14 protein-coding genes and 1 pseudogene are annotated in these 20,342 nt (G+C 66.8%); 11 read left to right on the top strand and 4 right to left on the bottom strand.

Features of this window, described 5'->3' with window-relative positions:
* The first annotated feature begins 57 nt into the window (after positions 1-57).
* The 5 genes from ACW9PK_RS06185 (at position 58) to ACW9PK_RS06165 (ending at position 6,455) form a co-directional block, all read left to right on the top strand.
* Positions 58-1,365, top strand: a complete 1,308-nt coding sequence (locus ACW9PK_RS06185) for an MFS transporter (protein ID WP_368844268.1) — start codon at positions 58-60, stop codon at positions 1,363-1,365.
* A 283-nt stretch (positions 1,366-1,648) separates the two neighbouring features.
* On the top strand, positions 1,649-3,442 hold the full coding sequence (locus ACW9PK_RS06180; RefSeq protein ID WP_368844269.1) for a BCCT family transporter: 1,794 nt from the start codon (positions 1,649-1,651) through the stop codon (positions 3,440-3,442).
* Positions 3,439-4,218 (top strand): creatininase, encoded by a 780-nt coding sequence (locus ACW9PK_RS06175; RefSeq protein ID WP_313362545.1) that lies wholly within the window; start codon positions 3,439-3,441, stop codon positions 4,216-4,218. The genes ACW9PK_RS06180 and ACW9PK_RS06175 overlap by 4 nt, the downstream gene beginning before the upstream one ends.
* Positions 4,219-4,265: 47 nt before the next feature.
* Positions 4,266-5,519 (top strand): M24 family metallopeptidase, encoded by a 1,254-nt coding sequence (locus tag ACW9PK_RS06170; protein WP_085108255.1) that lies wholly within the window; start codon positions 4,266-4,268, stop codon positions 5,517-5,519.
* A 147-nt stretch (positions 5,520-5,666) separates the two neighbouring features.
* A complete protein-coding gene (locus tag ACW9PK_RS06165; protein WP_085108252.1) occupies positions 5,667-6,455 on the top strand; it encodes an IclR family transcriptional regulator in 789 nt (262 codons plus the stop codon).
* Positions 6,456-6,874: 419 nt separating this feature from the next.
* Here the strand turns inward: ACW9PK_RS06165 and ACW9PK_RS06160 are convergent.
* Positions 6,875-7,090: pseudogene (locus ACW9PK_RS06160) on the bottom strand (ISL3 family transposase); the annotation flags it as partial.
* Positions 7,091-7,390: 300 nt separating this feature from the next.
* Positions 7,391-8,950, bottom strand: coding sequence for an AbgT family transporter (locus ACW9PK_RS06155; protein ID WP_457017077.1), 1,560 nt, complete (start codon positions 8,948-8,950; stop codon positions 7,391-7,393).
* Positions 8,951-9,237: 287 nt separating this feature from the next.
* Between ACW9PK_RS06155 and ACW9PK_RS06150 the strand changes: the two genes are divergently transcribed.
* On the top strand, positions 9,238-10,668 hold the full coding sequence (locus tag ACW9PK_RS06150) for an amino acid permease (protein WP_457017075.1): 1,431 nt from the start codon (positions 9,238-9,240) through the stop codon (positions 10,666-10,668).
* Positions 10,669-10,674: 6 nt separating this feature from the next.
* On the opposite strand, the gene ACW9PK_RS06145 is transcribed toward ACW9PK_RS06150, so the two are convergent.
* Positions 10,675-13,032 carry an AAA family ATPase gene (locus ACW9PK_RS06145; protein ID WP_457017073.1) on the bottom strand — a complete coding sequence of 786 codons (2,358 nt, stop codon included), beginning with the start codon at positions 13,030-13,032 and terminating at the stop codon, positions 10,675-10,677.
* 680 nt (positions 13,033-13,712) lie between these two features.
* Between ACW9PK_RS06145 and ACW9PK_RS06140 the strand changes: the two genes are divergently transcribed.
* Genes ACW9PK_RS06140 through nadC form a run of 4 tightly spaced genes read left to right on the top strand, consistent with a single transcriptional unit; the run spans position 13,713 to position 18,407 of the window.
* Positions 13,713-14,420, top strand: coding sequence for an NUDIX hydrolase (locus ACW9PK_RS06140; RefSeq protein ID WP_193519169.1), 708 nt, complete (start codon positions 13,713-13,715; stop codon positions 14,418-14,420).
* Positions 14,417-15,748 (top strand): quinolinate synthase NadA, encoded by a 1,332-nt coding sequence (gene nadA, locus ACW9PK_RS06135; protein WP_457017071.1) that lies wholly within the window; start codon positions 14,417-14,419, stop codon positions 15,746-15,748. The genes ACW9PK_RS06140 and nadA overlap by 4 nt, the downstream gene beginning before the upstream one ends.
* A gap of 3 nt (positions 15,749-15,751) precedes the next feature.
* Entirely contained in the window at positions 15,752-17,530 is a 1,779-nt protein-coding gene (locus tag ACW9PK_RS06130) for an L-aspartate oxidase (RefSeq protein WP_457017069.1), read from the top strand.
* On the top strand, positions 17,508-18,407 hold the full coding sequence (nadC, locus tag ACW9PK_RS06125) for a carboxylating nicotinate-nucleotide diphosphorylase (RefSeq protein ID WP_167317881.1): 900 nt from the start codon (positions 17,508-17,510) through the stop codon (positions 18,405-18,407). Before ACW9PK_RS06130 ends, nadC begins: the two co-directional genes overlap by 23 nt.
* Here the strand turns inward: nadC and ACW9PK_RS06120 are convergent.
* The gene (locus tag ACW9PK_RS06120; RefSeq protein WP_085108234.1) at positions 18,404-18,736 is read right to left on the bottom strand and encodes a cupin domain-containing protein; all 333 of its coding nucleotides are present in this window, start codon (positions 18,734-18,736) and stop codon (positions 18,404-18,406) included. The genes nadC and ACW9PK_RS06120 overlap by 4 nt on opposite strands.
* A gap of 71 nt (positions 18,737-18,807) precedes the next feature.
* Between ACW9PK_RS06120 and ACW9PK_RS06115 the strand changes: the two genes are divergently transcribed.
* Positions 18,808-20,244: a cysteine desulfurase family protein gene (locus ACW9PK_RS06115; RefSeq protein WP_457017066.1), complete on the top strand. Its 1,437-nt coding sequence runs from the start codon at positions 18,808-18,810 to the stop codon at positions 20,242-20,244.
* Positions 20,245-20,342: the final 98 nt, after the last annotated feature.

Genomic DNA, 20,342 nt, shown 5'->3' with positions numbered 1-20,342 from the left:
CCACTGCCACTGATCACACTCCTGCCTCTACATGACAGGCCGCCCGAAAGGAATCCTGTGGCACAACACACATCCAGCATCACCTCAAACGCGGTCACCTCCAGCGAGCGACGCCGAGTCATTGCTGCGAGTTTCGTCGGCAACTTCGTGGAGTGGTTCGATTACGCGGTTTACGGCTATTTGGCCGCAACCATCGCACGAGTGTTCTTCCCGGAATCGGACCCGCAAACAGCCCTGCTCGCAACTTTCGGCCTCTTCGCCATCTCGTTCTTCATCCGACCGATAGGCGGGTTCGTCTGGGGGCACATCGGGGACAAAATCGGGCGAACGGTGGCTCTGTCGTTCTCCATCCTGGTGATGTCCGCCGCCACGTTCGCTATCGCCCTGATTCCCGACTACAAAACTATTGGCATTGCGGCACCCATCCTGTTGCTGCTCGTGCGTGTGGTCCAAGGGTTTTCAGCCGCGGGCGAGTACGCGGGCGCCTCGGCCTTCCTGGTGGAGTACGCCCCGGACCACAAGCGAGGGATTTACGCAGCGGTGGTACCGGCGAGTACGGCAAGTGGCCTGCTCTTCGGCTCGTTGTTCGTCGCTGGTCTCACGGCCATTCTCTCCGACGATCAGATGCTGTCCTGGGGCTGGAGGGTCCCCTTCCTTCTGGCGGGACCGATGGGTCTCATCGGCCGATACATCCGCAACCGGCTCGAGGACGCCCCCGTGTTCCGCGAACTCGCGAAACAGGAACAGACAAAATCAACCCCGGTCCTGGACATGTTCAAGTACCACTGGTGGACGTTGCTGCGCACCATTGGCGCGGTACTACTGAACGCGGTGGGCTTCTACATACTGCTCAGCTACATGCCCACGTACCTCCACGAGGAAGTGGGGCTCGGCCAGACGGAGTCCTTCATTGCCACGTCCATCGCCCTGGTCACATATGTGGGATTCATTTTCCTGACAGGGATGGCCTCAGACCGATTTGGGCGAAAGAAAGTGCTGATGGCGGCGTCTATCAGCTTCATGGTGCTCACGGTCCCCATCTTCATGCTCTTGGACACCGGCTCGTTTGTCCTGATCCTCATACTTCAGGTGGTCCTCGGAGCCATGCTGACCCTCAACGACGGGACACTACCCAGCTTCCTGGCCGAATCATTCCCCACCCGAATGCGTTACAGCGGTTTTGCCGTCAGTTTCAATGTCTCCAATGCGTTGTTCGGCGGCACCGCGCCTTTCATGGCTACCCTTTTAATTTCAGCTCTCGGTACACCATTGGCACCCGCGTGGTACTTGGTGGTTGCAGCTCTTGGATCTTTGATCGCCGTAGCCGTCTCCAAAGAGACTGCAGGCCGCCCACTCACCCATTGATCGCGTTTGTCCCTACACCCTCCGTTGCGCTGGGGTCGCAGAACTGACCAGTGTTGCAACAGGGTTGCGTACGGGTTCCGCTTACATCAACGTTTCGTGGGGAAATTACGTGCGTATGAAGAAAAGATCCCAGATCTGCTGGCACCCTTGACCAAGGCACTGTGGTGTGGTTCACTTTCTTTGCAACACCGTATTGCTGAATGCAACTTCGGTGGACAGCCAGCCATCCTGCATTTTTAGCGAACGGTCGTCGGCGAGATCGCCGTCGATAGAAGGAGGCCCCATGGCCCGCACTAAAGACCAGCAGGTCACTGACCGCACGGGCGAAGCAGTGCCCGAGGCAGATCAGCAGCTGAAGGTTTCGCTTCCACGGTTCCGAGGACGGGTAATCCCACCGGTCGATCGAACGATCATCACGGTCCTGCCCCCGCTGTTGATCATCGCGGTCATCGTGGCCGTCAGCGTCAATCCCGACGGGTCGGCTCGCGTCATCAACGATCTTCGGACGTGGGTGACCTCCGGATTCACCTGGTGGTTCGTGCTCTATTCCTTGACGGCCATCGCAGTGTGCGCGTGGTTGGCGTTCAGCAAGATCGGCCGGGTTCGACTGGGCGGCCCGAAGGCTCGGCCCGAGCACAGCAAGTTCGCCTGGTACTCGATGCTGTTCGCCTGCGGGCAGGGCGTGGGACTGATCTTCTGGTCCGTTGCCGAGCCCATCCTGCTGGGCGACGAGGCTCCCGTGGTCCCGAGCTCCGACAGTCCGGGGGAACCCGGGATGGTCTGGGCCTATTTCCACTGGGGATTGACTGCGTGGGCGATGTACTGCGTGGTTGCCATCTGCCTTGCCTACTCCCACCATAATCTGGGGAAGACCCTGACCTTCCGTGAGGCCACCGTTGACATTCTCCCCGCACCCCTGCAGCGTTCCGCAGGCGTGATTGTCGAACTATTGGCCATCATCGCCACCGTCCTGGGTCTCGCGACTTCTTTCGGTTTCGCCGTGATGCAGTTCACCAGCGGCCTGTCCACCTTCACCGGCGTGGAGCCGAGCATCACCGTATGGGTCATCGTCATCGTCGCACTGGCCGCGTTCGCCGCTTTCTCGGCATTCGTCGGGGTCAACAAGGGCATGAAGCGCATCAGCGAGGCCAACTCGGTGCTCAGTATCGTGCTGGTGGTGGGGGTCTTCCTCTTCGGCCCCATCGTTTTCGTTCTTTCGAACCTAACGCAGACCTTCGGTACCTTCATCTACAACTTCATCCCGATGAGCTTCTGGTCCGACTCCGGCACATCCGGCGCCCCTCTTGAGAGCTGGTCCGATAGCTGGAGTGGACCGTGGACAGTCTTCATCTGGTGCTGGGTGATCGCCTTCTCCCCCTTTGTCGGGGGATTCATCGCCAGGATCTCCCGTGGTCGCACCATCCGGGAATTCATCCTGGGCGTGACCATTATCCCGTCGTTGATCGTCATGATCTGGATCGGCATCATTGGATCTGCCGCGGTGTACTACAACCAACAAAGCGGCGGTGAAATTGCAGAGAAGGTCGCCGCAGACACCTCCTCCGGTCTGTTCGCAGCGCTCGAAATGGTCCCGATCGTGGGAGGGATCCTCCTGGTGGTGGCCACCATCCTCGTGGCGACCTACTACGTCACCAGCCTTGACTCAGGGACCTACGCGCTTGCCGAGTTCGTGTCCGCACCCCGGAAGGCCGGTCCGTGGTTCCGGGTGGTCCTGGTTGTGAGCATTGCCGCCGTGGCAACCGTGCTCCTGTCCATCGGTGGCACCTCGGTGGTCGACACGGTCCAGACCGGCACCATTATCGGGGCCTTCCCCTTCTCCTTCATCATCTTCCTGATGATCGCCAACCTGATCCGCAGGCTGGTCACACGGACCAAGGACAGCAGGAGACTCGAGAAAGAGATCAACGACCCGAATCCTCGCCCTGAGGACGACTACGTGGACGAGCACGGTCTCCCCACCGGAGAGATGCCCATCCTCACCGACACCTCCGTCGCGGATTCCCGCCGGCCTTCCACCGCGCCGGATGAAGATCCCATGAAAGGGGGACACGCGTGAAAACTTCCCTGCTCGCACATGCCACGGCACCTGAATTCTCCAACTGGCTCGACAACGAACGCGCCACAGTCCTGGTCCCCGTGGGAGCGCTCGAACAACACGGGCCCCACCTCCCCCTGGGAACCGACAGCCTGCTCGCGACCGCCGTGAGCCTGGGGGCGGCCGAGCGCACCGGCGCCAAGATGGCCCAGACTCTCAACTACGGATACAAATCCCAGCAGAAGTCCGGCGGGGGAAACCACTTGCGGGGCACCCTGAGCCTCGATGCCGACAACTTGATCGGCATCGCCCGGGACATCACCCGCTCGTTCCTGCAGCAAGGTGTCCGCAACGTGGTGTTCGTCAACGGCCACTACGAGAACTACCAATTTCTCTACGAGGGCGTGGACCTGGCGCTGCGTGAACTCGGCCTGTCCGACCCCGCCGGCCCGTCGGTCCTTCTGTTGTCCTACTGGGACTACGTTTCCGAGAGCACCCTCGCAACCGTGTACCCCCAGGGCTTCCCGGGCTGGGACATCGAACACGGCGGAGTCCTCGAAACCTCCCTCATGCTCCATCTGCACCCCGAGCTGGTGCACATGGACAAGGCCGTGGAACACAACCCCGCGCTGCTCCCCCGGTTCGACCGGCTTCCGGTCGTTCCGGAACGGACCCCGCACACGGGCGCACTGTCCGCACCGAGTGGTTCCACGGCGCAGAAAGGGCGGCTGCTGTTCGAGCGGACCGTTACGGACTTGGCAACCGATCTTTCCACCGAACTCGGGCTCGAGCGCTGAACGTACGCCCTCGAGTCTGGACATCCACACCACACAAAGGAGAAATAATGTCCACCAATACCCCAACCACCACCAGCGTCTCCGAACTCGAGCGCCTCAAGGTCCTGCACAACGGCGAGAAAACGCCCCTGACGTTCTCGGATGCGGAGTTCGAGCGTCGACTGGGCGGGCTGCGTCAGATCATGGCGGAGAAGGACCTGGACGCCGTGGTGCTCACTAGCTACCAGGGCATCAAGTACTACTCCGATTTCTTGTTCACCTACTTCGGCCGCTCATACGCCCTCGTGGTCACCCCCGAGGACTCCGTCTCGGTGACGGCCAACATCGACGCCGGCATGCCGTGGCGGCGCAGCTACGGCGAGAACATCGTCTACACCGACTGGCGCCGTGACAACTACTACTACGGCGTCCAGCAGGCCTTGCAGGAGCGCGGGATCACCGCCAAGCGCCTCGGTGTGGAGGACGACACGATGCCCGAGCTGATCCGCCGTCGTTTCCGGGAAACCTTCCCGGACGCCGAGCTGGTGGACGTCTCCCAGGACTCCATGCGCCAGCGGACGATCAAGTCCGCAGAAGAGATCGAAGTCATCAAGCACGGCGCCCGCATCGGCGACCTGGGTGGCGAGGCGATCCGCAAGGCCATCCGCGAGGGCATCATGGAGTACGAGGTCGCTCTGGCTGGCGTCGAGGCCATGACCCACGAGATCGCCCGCACGTTCCCGGATTCCGAGATTCGCGACACGTGGGTGTGGTTCCAGTCCGGGATCAACACGGACGGGGCCCACAACTGGGCCACGACCCGCAAGCTGCGCCGCGGGGACATCCTCTCACTAAACTGCTTCCCCATGACCAGCGGTTATTACACGGCCCTGGAGCGCACCATGTTCCTCGGTGAGCCGGACGCCGAGTCCCTACGACTGTGGAACGTCAACGTGGAGGTTCACGAGGCTGGCTTGGAACTCATCAAGCCCGGTGCCGTCTGCAAGGACATCGCCGCGGAACTGAACAAGATCTACATCTCCCACAACCTGCTGCCCAACCGCACCTTCGGCTATGGTCACTCCTTCGGTGTGCTGTCCCACTACTACGGCCGCGAGGCGGGCCTAGAGTTGCGTGAAGACATCGACACCGTTCTGGAACCGGGAATGGTCGTGTCCATGGAACCCATGATCACCGTTCCCGAGGGCCAGCCCGGAGCGGGCGGGTACCGTGAGCACGACATCCTGGTGGTCGGCGAGGATGGTGCCGAGAACATCACCAAGTTCCCGTACGGCCCGGAGAAGAACATCGTGGACGCCTGATCCGCGATATCGGGCCTTGGCGCCGCAACCCGATGTGGCGCCGAACGGGTGGGGGCGTGGGACGGCATCACCGTCCCACGGCCCCCACCCGTGTCACCACCGAGCACCCCGGCCCGGTCGACAACCCCTCGGAAGGACGAAACACCGATGAGCGCAACATCCCAGCAACCGGGGCGACCGCAGGGCAATTCGGTGATCGACCACGCCCTGGCCGTCCTGCGCTGCTTCTCGGCGGAGGAACCCCTGCTGGGGGTCACCGAGATCGCGAGCCGGGTGGGCCTGCACAAGTCCTCGGTGTCCCGGATCCTCGCCACCCTGGAGAACTCGGACGTGGTCGAGCGGGATCCTGTGTCCCGCCAGTTCCGCCTGGGGATGGGGCTGATCACGGTGTCCGGTCCGCTGCTGGCCACTATGGACGTTCGGCGCGTAGCCTACCCGCACATGCAGGAGCTCACAGCGCAGACCGGGGAGACCACCGCCCTGCTGCTGTGGAACGGCTTCGAGGCGGTGTGCGTGGAACAATTGCCGAGCCCGCATTCGATCAAGCACACCTCCCCTCTGGGCACCCGGTACAACACCGCATACAGCTCATCCGTCCAGCTGTTCCTCTCCGACCACCCCGAACCGCGTATCCGGTCTCTGGTCACGTCGGGCGCCATAGAGCTACCCGTCCAGGACGAACCCCATGTGGCGAACTACCTGGGGAAACTGGCGGAGGTCCGCCTCTCGGGCGTGGCCCTCAACTACGGCAAGACCTCCGTGGACGAGGTGGGCATTTGCGCCGGGATCCGGGACCACCGGGGCGATCTGGTGGCCGGTCTCATGGTCGCTGCGCCACGCTTCCGCGTAGGTGAGGAACAGGCGCGGCACATGTGCCATGCGGCCAGTCTTGCGGCCACGGAGATTTCCCGCCGCATGGGCCATACCGGCGCCTGACCGGCGGATCGATTATTTACCCGCGTCCCGCAGCTCGAGTCAATCCCAGGTGACTGAACCCTTGCGGAAAATTACCCGCCATCCTGTGGGCGGCTACGTCGTACTCTTCGACCAGAAGGCCCAATTCCGATAAGGACCCCACCGGAGTGCGCGCGGGTTCCTAAGCTCTCTCCAAGCGACCCGAACGCGCGTACCGCTCCGTGAACCAGAAGGCACGAACCATGAACGGGTATTCGTGCCTTTTCAGGCCGTCCATGGAACCGTCGGAGCCAAAAATGGGTAATGCTAAATGTTGTGGGGCATGAACGGGCTCTCTTGCTGCGGACGGACGGTGTAGGAACTAACATCGTGTGGCGAGGAGCCCGCTCCTCATCTCAGTGGCACACCCACGGCGAATACCTCATGCCCCGCAACAACTAGACCGCGTCGTTCGCGGTGTTCCACGACACTCCCAGGCCCTCAGCGACCCTGGCGAACGTCAGGTGCTCACACACGTCGACTACCAGAGGCCACCGCAGCCCCCAGCGCGAGAGCATGGCCCACGGCTGCGCTGCAACGCCGCAGTCCTGACGCCATTCGTGCCCGCCCCCGGTGCACCGGTACCGACACAGCCGCACCTCCAACACAGTCAGACGGGACTACTGCTTGAATAGCTCCCTGGCCTATCCATGCAGCAGTTCCCCGGATAGAGGTATAGAACTGCGAGGAATACGCAAACTAGGACACCCCTCAGCATGGTATCGCTCCTTTCGGTCAGTGCATCGATATACGGCCCTCCATTGAATGGCGTGCGCGGGTGAAGAACTTTTTCTCAAAGGAGGGGGTGTCAGCACGAAAGGCCACCTCTGCCCCGGGAGGTGCCCAGCTGTCTCTCCAGCAGTCCGTCCGCCCAGAGACCGCCCAGCAACTCAGACGGTCCCGCGGGCACCGTGGGCTCAGAGGTCCTGCGGGCCCAGCGGCAGACCCAGCAGGTACCACACGATGAACAGCAGGAACCAGCCGATGAGCATGGCGATCGAGACCGGCAGTACCAGGGAGATGAGCGTGCCCACGCCCGCTTCCTTCTGGTAACGGCGCAGGTACCCGAGGACCAGGGCGAAGTACGGGCTCACGGGGCTGATCACATTGGTGGGGGAATCCCCGATCCGGAACAACGCCTGGGTCATCTCCGGTGAGACGTCGAGCAGCATGAGCATGGGCACCATCACCGGGGCCAGCAGGGTCCACTGCGCCGAGCCCGAGGTGATGAGCAGGTTCATCACGGCCACGATCGCCACGATCCCGGTGAACGTGAGGATGGGATGCAGTCCCAGCGAGCCGATGAAGTCCGCGCCGTAGATCGCCAGGACGGGACCGATTCCGGACCACTGGAAGTACGCGGTGAACTGGGCCGCGGCGAAGAACAGCACCAGCACGGGGGTCACGGTGGTCAGTCCCGTGGCCATGGCCTCGGGGATCTGTCGCGCCTCGGTCATGGTCCCGGCGGTCCGTCCGTAGATCCAACCGACGACGGCGAACATCACCGCGATCACGATGCCCACGTTGAGCAGCAGCGGGGACATCAGCACGGAACCGTCCTCCGCGCGCAGGGGTGAGCCGGGGATCAGCAGGACCGCGAGATAGATCACGAGCATGATCGCGAACGCGATGCCGGCGTTGCGCAGACCCCGCTTCTCGCGGGGCTTCAGGCGCATGTCCTCGAAGTCCCCCATGTTCTGCTGCTTGGTATCCGTGTCCTCCTCGAGCGCCGCACCGCGTTTGGCGAGCACGGTCTCCGTGACCAGGGTGATGATCGCCGCGAGCACGAGCGACGACACGAAGGTGAAGAAGTAATTGGAGACCGGGGTGACGATCACGCTGTCGTCGATCAGCCCCGCGGCGGCGGTGGTGATGCCACCCAGGAGGGCGTCCGACGCCGTCGGCAACAGGGACGCGTTGAAGCCCGCCGCGACCGAGCAGAACGCCACCACGAGCCCCACGACCGGGGACCGGCCGGCGGCCTTGAACGCGAGCGCACCCAGGGGGATCAGCACCACGTACATCGCGTCCGAGGCGATGGACCCCGTGATGCCCGTGAGTGCCAGGACGAAGGTCAGCCATTTGGGACCCACGCGGGACACCGAGCCGCGCAGCGCCGCGGAGAGCATTCCGGACTGTTCGGCCACGGCCACGCCCAACAGGATCACGACCACGAGCCCCAGGGGCGGGAACTCCACGAAGTTCGTGACCGCTTCCGCGACCATCTTGCGCAGCCCGTCCGGGGCCAACAGGTTGGTGACCGCCACCGTCTCGCCCGTGGCGGGGTTGACCGCGCTGAGTCCCACGGCGGAGAGGATCCAGCTGAGCAGGATCACGACCCCCGCGAGCAGGAGGAACAGCCAGAACGGGTCGGGAAGCTTGTTGCCCACCCACTCGATCCAGTTCAGGACCCGGAGCAGGCCACCGGTTCCCTTCTGTGTGCCGTGCGAGCGGGCACGGGGCGTGGACGAGGACATCTCTGGTTCCGTTCTGCCGGCGGAGTCTGCTGCGCCCAACGTACGCAACCGCGGGGCCATGACACGTGATTACGGCGCAGCGGTGGTGACGTGGCGCACCTTTGTCACCGATACACCGGCGTCCTGTTCCGCCGGCGCACCTGCATCCTGGCGTGCACCCCGTTCATCCTCGCCCCACGAGCCGGGGCGGGTACGCGCCCGGTGTAATCTCCTAGAGGCCCGGATCCGGCCGCCCCTGGTGTGCGGCGCCCCGGCCGCCACCTGGAAACCCTCGAGAAGGACCGCCCGTGAGCGAATTCCCCGCCGCCCTCAAACGCGGACTGACCGTGCGCCACATCCGCTTCATGGCCCTCGGCTCGGCGATCGGGACGGGGCTGTTCTACGGCTCGGCCTCGGCCATCCAGACCGCGGGCCCCGCGGTGCTGTTCGCGTACATCGTGGGCGGGGCCGTGGTGTTCCTGGTGATGCGTGCGCTCGGTGAGATGGCCGTGCTCCACCCCGTCTCGGGGTCCTTCGGTCAGTACGCCGGCCGCTACCTGGGTCCTCTGGCCGGTTTCATCACAGGGTGGACGTTCGTGTTCGAGATGGCGATCGTGGCCCTCGCGGACGTCACGGCGTTCGGCATCTACATGCAGTTCTGGTTCCCGGACACACCCCAGTGGATCTGGGTGCTGGCCATCGTGCTGCTGATCACCGGGCTGAACCTGCTCAACGTCAAGGTCTTTGGTGAGCTGGAGTTCTGGCTCTCGGTCGTGAAGGTCACGGCCATCATCCTCATGATCGTGGGCGGTTTCGCGATCCTGCTCTTCGGCTTCGCCGTCCCCTCCGACACCCCGCCCGGGCTGCACAACCTGGTGGATCACGGCGGCCTCTTCCCCAACGGGTTCACGAGTCTGCTGCTGTCCTTCTCCGTGGTGATGTTCGCGTTCGGTGGGATCGAGACCATCGGCATCACCGCCGGTGAGGCCCGGATCCCCGCCAAGACCATCCCCGCCGCGATCAACACGGTGCCCGTGCGGATCCTGCTGTTCTACGTGCTGACCCTGTTCGTGCTCATGAGCCTCTTCCCGTGGAACGAGGTCACCGGCGAGGTCAGCCCCTTCGTGCAGATCTTCGACTCCCTGGGCATCCCGTTCGCACCCCACATCCTCAACGCGGTGATCATCACCGCGGCGATCTCCGCGATCAACTCGGACATCTTCGGTTCCGGGCGCATGGTCTACGGGCTCGCGCAGCAGGGTCACGCGCCGCGCGCGTTCACCCATGTGGGCCGCAGCGGCGTGCCCACCCTCACCGTGGCGCTCATGGCCGTGGTGTTGTTGATCGGTGTGGTGCTCAACGCGGTGATCCCGGAGAACGTGTTCCTGATCATCGCGTCCCTGGCCACGTTCGCGACCGTGTGGGTGTGGATCATGATCCTGGTCTCCCACCTGGGCATGTCCCGCGAGCGCGCCCGCGCCGGCGCCCCGCGCAGTTCCTACCCCCTGCCCGGCGGTCGCGTGAGCACGTACGCGGCCCTCGCGTTCATGGCGTTCGTGATCGTGCTGCTCGCCTTCACCCCGGACACCCGCATCGCCCTGATCGCAGGCTTCGCGTGGCTCGTCATCATGACGGCGGTGTTCTTCGCGTTCGTGCGCGGCAAGGGCCGCGAGCGCACGGTCCTGCCCGACGACGCCGCTGCGGTCACCCCGGGTCCCGTGGCCACCGGTTCCAGGTAACCCGGTTCAGCCGGCCGGGTCGATCAGTGGGCGGATCACCACGCCCGCTTCCGCGGCCGACTCCGGTCCGGCGGAGGCGGGCTCACCCCGCCACCACGCCGTGAACTCCCGGGCGGTGAACACCGGCTTGCCCCACTTCGCGGCGTTCTTGGCCTTGTTCGACTGCGAGCCGTCCTCCGCGGTGACCAGGACGTCGCAGCGGGTCTTGGTCACGTTGGCCACCGGCTGCAGCCCACGCTCCACGGCCATGTCCTCGAGGTCCTCCCGGTAGACCTCCCGCCCGTCGGGGCCGATCACCGTTCCGGTGAAACAGATCCGCGCACCCGGCACCAGGACGGCCTCGATCCCCTGAGCCGCATCGGCCGACCCGTCCAGGATGTACTCACCCGTGTGCTCCTCCGCGGCGCGCACCACCGCGAGGCTCTGCGCAGAGAGCCGCCCGCGCTCCCCGGCCTCCCGCAACTTCTCGGCGAGTACCGCACCCGGGTGCCCCGCGGTATCCGCACTGCACCGCACGGTGAACCCGGTGACGCCGTCCGGCCGGGGCATGAGATAGCCCGACCGGTCCTGAGCTTCGGGGAACGGATCGGCCAGCCCCTCCGTGACGCCCGACGAAGCCGCGATCTCACGCACCGCGCGGGCCCGTTCGAGCGCCGTCGCCGCCTCGAGACCGCGGCGCTGCTGGGCGGAGACCCGCCCCGCGGCGACGTCGTACCCCAAGGGCATGTGCGTGACGTACCCCGTGCGTTTGAGCTCGTAATCGAGGTACCCGAGCTGGCGGTCGATGTCCGCGCCCACGGGGACGCGACCCGCGAGGTGCGGGGCGAGCGCGGCCCACGCGTCCGTGAGCAGGGGCGCGAGCTGGACCTGGCCCGCGATGATCCCGTATGCGCTGCGGGCGTCCCCCATGTCCCGCGTGGGGTTGACCAGGGTGCTCAGCTCCAGGCCGTCGTCCGTGACCAGGGCGAGCTCCACGGGCCGGGGCCTCCAGCGCTCGCCCACGTCCCCCACGCTGCAGATGCCCAGGTACACGTTGCCCTTGCTCGTGTCCGCGTCCCGGGACCCCGAGCGCAGGAAGCGGCGAATGCGCTGATCGACCTTGAGATCGCGCGGCAACACGTTGCGCCGCAGCACGAGCCCCTCGAAGGACGTGCAGCGACTCAGCGCCACGTACAACTGGCCGTCGGCGAACGTGCCCCCGGTCAAGTCCACCACCACGTTGTCGAGCGTCTGCCCCTGGCTCTTGTGGATGGTCACCGCCCACGCAAGGCGGAACGGCAGCTGCGTGTACGTCCCGATCACGTCGTGGCGCAGCGTTCCGTGTTCGACGGCGGGCCGCGTCACCTCCCACAGGTTGGGTTCGACCTTGGCCAGGTGACCGTCGGGGAGCTCGATGTACACGATGAGTTCGCCGTCCTCCCAGAAGTGGTCGGCCACCTTGGCGATCGTGCCGTTGACCCACCGGTCGGAGGGATCGTTGGTGAGCATCATGACCTGCGCGCCGCGTTTGAACACGAGCTCCCGGTCCACGGGGATCTCGAACCCGTCCAGCTGCCCCGTGAGGATCGCGGAGTGGTGCACGGCCGGCTCGGGGATCTGCTCGAGCATCCCGCGGTTGCGGGACGTGGCCATCCGGTTGGTCGTGGTCAGGGTCAGCCAGAACTCGTCGATGGGCGGGGTGAAGTCCGGGTCGGTGCGGGCGTTGAGCTCCCGGCGGGCCTCCTCGAGCAGCGCACCCTCCCGCACGGCATTGAGGATGTCCACGAGACGGTCGTCCCCGAGCTGACGGAACACTGTGGTCAGTTCCACCGTGGCGAAGTCGTCCCGGTGGTAGGTGTCCGCGGAGAAGAAGTACGGGGTGGAGTAGCGGGTCGCGAAGTACTCGCGTTCGTGATCGGTGACCACGGGCGGCAACTGGTAGAGGTCCCCCACCAACACCAGCTGCACACCGCCGTACTTGCGCCCGGGTTTGGGGCCGAAACGTTCCAAGGCGGCCACGAGGCAGTCGAAGAGATCCGCCCGGACCATGGACGCCTCGTCCACGATCAGCGTGTGCAACTCGCGCAGGGTGGCCGCGAACCGGCCGGGATAGTACCGCCCGCGCCGCACCTCCTCCGGGGACATCCCCGGGGCCAACGAGAGCAACCGGTGGATCGTGTACCCGCCCACGTTCAACGCCGCGATACCCGTGGGTGCCACGACCACCACGTTGCGCCGGGTGTGGGCCATGAACTCCCGGATCAGGGTGGACTTACCGGTCCCGGCCTTGCCCGTGAGGAACACGCTCTCCCCGTGGTGCAGCCGCTGCAGGGCCTCCCGGAACTCGCCGGTGAGAACCAGCTCGGAGGGATTGGTCGCGTTCACCCGGGCCTATCCTTTCCATGCGGCGGTGCACGTGTGACCCTACCGCGCCCACCGCGGGGTCCGGCCTCCCCGCCCTGAATGAGGCTGACCAGCGGCACCCACCATCAGCAACACCCACCACCGGCCACATCCACCACCCGCGAGTCCGAGGACGGTCCACCCGTGAGCACCCAGCACACATCCCAGTCCCACGGCACCGGAACGGACGTGCTCGCCGTGGACTTCGCGGCACGGATCATGGCCGCCGTGGTGGCCAACGGCGGAACGGTTGCTGAAGCAGTCCGCTACGGTCGCGAGATCCTCTCCCGGGCCGGCGTCGAACACTCGGACCTGGACGTTAGCTACGCCGCGGTGGGGCCACCTCCAACGCGACGGACTCGACGGCCGTGGGGGACGACGGCTACCGCGACGGCACACGGTAGCAGGCATCCCGAGCGTTCGACCCCTCGCACCGACGGCGTCGGCGACGGCGCACGGCAAGCCGGGCCCGCCGACACGCTCCCGCACCCCGATGGTCTCCTGGCATCCCCGGGGAACGGGACCCCCGCTCGGTGGACCGCCCTGCTCCATGCTGGGTGAAGCATCCCGTCGCACTTATGGTCATAACGACTTTAGCAAGTTAGAGTCATCTTGACACTAACGATTCGGCCCCGCGGGGCGTCGAAGACCGGGGAGCCGCCATGACCGATCAGCGCGTGCTGCTGGCCGTGTCCACGGTGATCTTCACGGTCCGCCCCACGGGCGAGAACAGTGCCCACGAGCTGTGGTTACCCCTGGTCCGCCGGATTCGCGATCCCTACCGCGGCATGTGGGCTTTGCCGGGCGGTCCATTGCGATCCACTGAAGATCTCGAGGACTCCGCCCTGCGCAGCCTCACCCTGACCACCGGGTTGGCCCCCACCCACCTGGAACAACTGGCCACGTTCGGCGGGCTGACCCGCTCCGCCGGGGCCGAAGAACGCCAGGTCACCGTGGTCTACTGGGCCTCCCTCCCGCCGCACGAGGCCGCGATGGGCGAGAACGACCTCAACGTCACGTGGCTGCGCGTCACCGACCTGCCGGACCTCGCGTTCGACCACTCACTCATCGTGGCCCACGCACTGGAACACCTGCGCGGTCGCATCGCCGAGCCAACCGTGGCCCGGGCGTTCCTGCCGGAGACGTTCACGATCGCGGCCCTGCGCGAGGTGCACGAAGCCATCATCAGCAAAGCCCTGGATCCCCCCAATTTCCGGCGCCACGTCCTGTCCTCCGGCCAGCTCCGAGACACCGGCGAGCGCCTCGCCGGCGCCCGGCACCGCCCTCCCACGCTGTACCGCTTCGCGGCGGCCGAACCGCCCGGACTCTTCCGCCCATCCCCGTCAGACCGTACCGAGGAGACCCCATGACCTCCGTGGCCACCCGACTCACGCTGCTACCCACCCGCCCATCCGGCACCGCGGCGACCCTTGAGGGCGGTTCGTGCAACGCCGCTCTCACCCAGGACCCGTGGGAGTTCCCCGCCCCGCTCTCGGCGGGTTACGGCCCGGGTGCTTCCCAGGACGACGCCGCTCCGGCCGGCTCCCCCGCGCAGCCCACCATTCCGCAGCGCTACCGGGATGCCTCCCCCGAGGAACTGGACGCCATGATCACGGCGGCCAAGAAGACTCTGGGTGAGCGCGCCGTCGTCATGGGGCACTTCTACCAGCGGGACGAAGTGGTCAAGCACGCGGACTTCATCGGTGATTCGTTCCAGCTCGCGCAGCAGGCCAAGGCGCGCCCGGAGGCGGAAGCCATCGTGTTCTGCGGTGTGCACTTCATGGCCGAGACGGCGGACATCCTCTCCCGGGGCGGCCAGTCCGTGATCCTTCCCAATCTCGCTGCGGGGTGCTCCATGGCGGACATGGCGGACGCGGATTCCGTGGAGGAGTGCTGGGCGGATCTCATGGACGTGTTCGGCCCCCACGCCACGGACGCCCACGGCCGGACGATCAAGGGCGAGGACGGCGAGCCGCTCGCCTCCGTGATCCCCGTGACCTACATGAACTCGTCCGCCGCGCTCAAGGCGTTCTGCGGTCGCAACGGCGGAATCGTGTGCACGTCCTCGAACGCGCGGACCGTGCTGGACTGGGCCTTCGGCCGCGGCCAGCGCGTGCTGTTCTTCCCGGACCAGCACCTGGGTCGCAACACCGCCAAGGCCATGGGTGTGCCGCTGGAGCACATGCCCCTGTGGGATCCCCGCAGGGAGCTGGGCGGCAACACCGCGCAGGTCCTCCAGGATTCCCGCGTGATCCTGTGGCACGGCTTCTGCTCCGTCCACAAGCGCTTCACGGTGGGCCAGATCGAGAAGGCCCGCGCGGAACACCCCGGCTGCACCGTGATCGTGCACCCCGAGTCCCCCATGGAGGTCGTGGACGCCGCCGATTCCTCGGGCTCCACCGACCACATCCGCAAGGCCGTGGAGGCCGCGGAGCCGGGGCAGACGTTCGCGATCGGTACCGAGATCAACATGGTCAACCGTTTGGCCGCGGAGCATCCCGAGCACACGATCTTCTGCCTGGATCCCGTGATCTGCCCGTGCTCCACGATGTACCGCATCCACCCGGGCTACCTCGCGTGGGTCCTGGAGGAACTCGTGGCCGGTCGCGTGATCAATCAGGTGTCCGTGGCCGAGGACGTCGCACGGGAGGCGTCCGTGGCTCTCGAACGCATGCTCGCCGCCGTCCCGGGGGCGTGAGTCATGACTGACGTCCTGGTCATCGGCACCGGGGTCGCCGGTCTCAGCGCGGCCTTGTCCGCGGCGGAGGCCAATGCCCGCGTCACCGTGGTCACCAAGGCCGCACTCACCCACACCGCGACCGATCGCGCCCAAGGTGGGATGGCCGCGATGACCGGCTCCCTCCCCGGCGGAAACCCCGCGGATTCGGTACGGCTGCACGTCCAGGACACCCTGGTGGCCGGTGCGGGCTTGTGTGATCCGCTGGTGGTGCACGGGGTCGTCCGGGACTCCGCCGCGGCTGTTCGCGACCTCACAGACCACGGCGTCGCCTTCGACCACGTGGCCGGCCCCGACTCCCCGTGGGTGCAGGGCCTGGAGGCTGCGCACAGCATCTCGCGCATCCTGCATGCCGGGGGCGACGCCACGGGGCACGCGATCCAGGAGGCCCTGTCCGCTCGGACACGCGAGATGGCCCACGGGGGACATATCCGTCTGCGCGAATACACCCTGGTCACGGACGTCATCGTGGTCGGTGACCGGGTCGTGGGCTGCACCGTCCGCCCGGTTCTCCACGGCGGAGAGCTGGGCGACGAGGAGTTCCTCCCCGCGGACCACGTGGTGCTCGCCACGGGCGGCGCGGGTCAGCTGTATCCGTGGACGACCAATCCCCAGGTGGCCACCGGGGACGGCATCGCACTGGCCCTGCGCGCCGGTGCCCAGGTGCGTGACCTGGAGTTCTTCCAATTCCACCCCACCGCAATGGCCGCTCCGGGTTCGTTCCTGATCTCCGAGGCGGTCCGCGGTGAGGGAGCGGTACTGCGCGATCAGCACGGCCACCGCTTCATGACCGATGTGGACCCCCGCGCGGAACTCGCCCCCCGGGACGTGGTGGCGCGCGCGGTCTTCGCGGCGCGCACGGCATCCGACGACGGCGCCGCATACCTGGACTGCTCCACGATCCCCGTCCCGTCCGGGCTGACCCGCGCCGAGTTCCTGGCCCGCCGGTTCCCGTCCATCCACGCCGAACTCACGAAGCGAGGCATCGACTGGTCCACCGAGTGGGTCCCCGTGAGCCCCGCCGCGCACTACCTCATGGGTGGCATCGCCACCGATGCGCTGGGCCGCACCACTGTTCCCGGACTGTGGGCCGCCGGGGAATGTGCCCGCACCGGCATGCACGGGGCCAACCGCCTGGCCTCGAATTCCCTGCTGGAAGCTACGGTCCTCGGCCGCAGGATCGGCGAACTGCTCGCCGGTCCGGGGGAACCCGCGGACGCGTCGCCCGTGGCCCTCTGCAGCGAACCGGAGCCGTGCGTGCTCGATGAGGCAACGGCCCACGTCCAGCCCCGCCTGGCAGACCGAAACGACCCGCTGCTCAGCACCAGGCCGTATTCCACGGGAAGGGAACCGTCCTCGACGGACTCGGCCGGCGCCGAACCGTTCTCCCGCGCTGGCCTGCAGCAAGCCATGTGGCAGGGCGCCGGGGTGTTCCGCGCCGCCGAGGGCCTTGAACGGGCGAAGGCGCGGCTGGAAGGCTGGCTCGCGGCGTCGTCGTCGGACGAGGAGGATACGGCGGCGGCCCCTGGAACCCTGGCTGAAGCGGAGGACCGGAACCTCCTGACCGTGGGGCACGCGCTCGTATGCGCCTCGTTGGCTCGCACCGAATCCCGCGGGGCCCATCAGCGCGTGGACCATCCGGCCACCGACCCCCGCCTGGCCACGAGCACCGCATGGATCGCCTCCGGATCCGCAGCACCCACCCCCGAAAGGACAGACCATGCTGACTCGCTCAGCCGTTGAAGTCGTGATGCGTGCGAGCCTGGCCGAGGATGCGCCGTGGGGTGACATCACCTCCGAGCTCGTGATCCCTGCCGCGGCGACCGCCACCACCACGATCACCTCGCGGGAAGCAGGAATTTTCGCGGGAGAAGAGATCATCCGGACCGGCTTCGCCACGGCGGACCCGGGCCTGGAGGTCACGCTCCACGTATGCGATGGTGACCCGCTGACCCCCGGAACCGCCATCGCGACCATCACCGGCCCGGCGCGACCACTGCTGAGCGCCGAACGCAGCGTGCTGAACCTCGTGCAGCGGATGTCCGGGATCGCGACGCTCACCGCCCGGTATGTGGCCGAGGTCGAGAAGGCCGTGGCGGAGGTGGAACGCGCCAACAACCTGCCCGCCGGGACCATCACGCGCACCCGCGTGACCGACACCCGCAAGACCACCCCCGGACTACGAGCGCTGGAGAAGCACGCGGTGACGTGCGGCGGCGGCCACAATCATCGATTCGGCCTCTCGGACGCCGTGATGCTCAAGGACAACCACCTGGCCGTGCTCACCGCGGACGGTACCTCCGTGACCCACGCGCTGCGCGAACTGCGCAAGAAGCTGCCGCACACCACGCACATTGAGGTGGAGGTGGACCGGCTCGATCAGATCGAGGACGTCCTGGCCGGCGGGGTGGACACCATCATGCTGGACAACTTCGCCCACTCGGACCTGATCAGCGGCGTGGCCGTGGTGGACGGTCGCGCCATCGTGGAGGCGTCCGGTGGCATCACGCTGGAGACCATCGGCAGGGTGGCCTCCACCGGCGTGGACGTCATCTCCGTGGGCGCGCTCACCCATTCGGTGCGCGCATTGGACCTGGGTCTGGACGTGGCCGTGGACTAGCCCTTGTTCACGAGCGTCAGCAGCACCACGGAGTCCTCGTGCGCGTGCAGGGAGTGACGCTGCTGCGGGATCACGGCGTACTGGGCAGGACCGAGCTGCACGGATTCGTCGCCGGCGACGAGCTCCACCCGGCCCGTGATCACCTGGATCGTGGCCTCGCCCGGGTTCTCGTGTTCCTTGAGGTCTTGGCCCTCGGCCAGCGCGATCATGGTCTGCTGCAGCGTGTGCTCGCGGCCGCCGTTGAGGTGGTGGGCGGAACGCCCGCTGGACGCCTCGCGCGCCTCGGTGAGCATGTCCTGGGCAATGGTGGTCAGCGTATTTTCTTCCATGGTCCATTTTTACAGTCCGGCTCATCGCCCGTCACGGGCACGACATGTCCGTCATCACGAGAGGTCACATCATGATCTACCTGGATCACGCGGCGACCACCGCCCCGCGCCGCGAAGTGCTCGAGGCCATGTGGCCGTGGTTAACCGGCGGGTTCGGTAACGCGTCCAGTCATCACGAGCGCGGCCAGCGCGCCGCCCGCGCCCTCGAGGACGCCCGCCAGCGCGTTGCCGCGGTCCTCGGGGCCCGCCCGGGTGAGATCATCTTCACCTCCGGCGGCACCGAGGCGGACAACCTGGCGGTCAAGGGCATCGCCCTGGCCCGCCAGGAACGGCAGCCTTCGCGTCACCGCGTGCTGGTCAGCGCCATCGAGCACGACGCCGTCCTGGAATCCGCCCGCGCACTCGCCCGGCATGACGGTTTCGAGACGCTCGAACTGCCCGTCGATCCCTCCGGTGCGCTCTCCCCCGACACCTTCCGCGCCGCCCTCGTGTCCGACGACGCCGCTCGCACCCTCCCCGACCGTGCCGCCCCTTGCCGCGGCGTCGCCTCCCATGCCCCTCCCGGGAGCAGCAGCGCCTCCGATCCGACCACCGTGGCCGTGGCGTCGGTGATGCTCGCCAACAACGAGGTGGGGACCGTCCAGGACATCCGCGCCCTGGCGGAGATCGCGGCGGAGTACGGGGTTCCACTACACACGGACGCCGTGCAAGCGGCCGGCACTCTGCCGCTGAACGTCGAAGACCTGGGAGTGGCCGCGCTGACGCTGGCGGGACACAAGATCGGCACGCCGCCAGGGATCGGCCTGCTGTGGCTCAAGCGCGGCACCCCGCTGCGCCCGCTGCTGAACGGCGGCGGTCACGAGCGCGGGCGCCGCTCGGGAACCTCCACCGTGGCCGGCGCCGTGAGCCTGGCGGTGGCGCTGGAGCTGGCCGAGCGAGAACGGGTGGCCTACGCGGCCCACTCGACAACCCTGCGTGACCGACTGATCTCGGGCATCCTGAACTCCGTACCGGACGCAATCCTGACCGGCCAGGATCCTCGGAACGTTGTGGGCGGCCTCGGCAATGGCGGTGCCACCCCGGCCGCTCCGGACGGCCCGGCTGCGTCCGCGGACCCGGCCGTTTCCGTCGACCCGCCAGCCTCGATCACCTCCGAGGGCCTCATCCCGCCGGCCGGCCGTGCGACAGCAACCGTCGGAGCGACGTCGGGACGGAACGGGATCACGCGACTACCGACCAACGCGTCCTTCTGCTTCCCTGGCGTCAATGGCGAAACCGTCCTGGTGGACCTCCAGAACCTGGGGGTGCTCGTGTCCTCGGGCTCGGCGTGCGCGGCCGGTTCCAGCGAGCCCTCCCACGTGCTCACGGCCCTGGGGATCCCCGCGGAGCTCGCCACCACGTCGGTGCGGTTCAGCCTGGGCCGAGAGACGACCGAGGCCCACGTGGACAGCGCCGTCCGCGCCACCGCGCAAGTGATTGCCCACCTCCGCGGCGAGCACGCACTCTGACCGGTGTTCCCACCCGCGGCCACACCGATGTCGGCGTGACGCAGGGCCGCGCTGCGGGCCGCTCGTCGTGAGCTCACGCTCCGCGCGACGCCCCGAGG

This window comes from Kocuria sp. MNB10 (assembly GCF_054073685.1).
Note: the sequence above shows the minus strand (reverse complement) of the source record. Positions and strands in the feature narration are given on the sequence as shown.

Excerpts from the sequence above, each read along its gene's own strand:
- ACW9PK_RS06170 (WP_085108255.1), top strand. The coding sequence starts at position 4,266 with ATGTCCACCAATACCCCAACCACCACCAGCGTCTCCGAACTCGAGCGC.
- ACW9PK_RS06130 (WP_457017069.1), top strand. The coding sequence starts at position 15,752 with ATGACTGACGTCCTGGTCATCGGCACCGGGGTCGCCGGTCTCAGCGCG.
- ACW9PK_RS06155 (WP_457017077.1), bottom strand. The coding sequence starts at position 8,950 with ATGTCCTCGTCCACGCCCCGTGCCCGCTCGCACGGCACACAGAAGGGA.
- ACW9PK_RS06115 (WP_457017066.1), top strand. The coding sequence starts at position 18,808 with ATGATCTACCTGGATCACGCGGCGACCACCGCCCCGCGCCGCGAAGTG.
- ACW9PK_RS06180 (WP_368844269.1), top strand. The coding sequence starts at position 1,649 with ATGGCCCGCACTAAAGACCAGCAGGTCACTGACCGCACGGGCGAAGCA.
- ACW9PK_RS06120 (WP_085108234.1), bottom strand. The coding sequence starts at position 18,736 with ATGGAAGAAAATACGCTGACCACCATTGCCCAGGACATGCTCACCGAG.
- ACW9PK_RS06165 (WP_085108252.1), top strand. The coding sequence starts at position 5,667 with ATGAGCGCAACATCCCAGCAACCGGGGCGACCGCAGGGCAATTCGGTG.
- nadA (WP_457017071.1), top strand. The coding sequence starts at position 14,417 with ATGACCTCCGTGGCCACCCGACTCACGCTGCTACCCACCCGCCCATCC.
- nadC (WP_167317881.1), top strand. The coding sequence starts at position 17,508 with ATGCTGACTCGCTCAGCCGTTGAAGTCGTGATGCGTGCGAGCCTGGCC.
- ACW9PK_RS06140 (WP_193519169.1), top strand. The coding sequence starts at position 13,713 with ATGACCGATCAGCGCGTGCTGCTGGCCGTGTCCACGGTGATCTTCACG.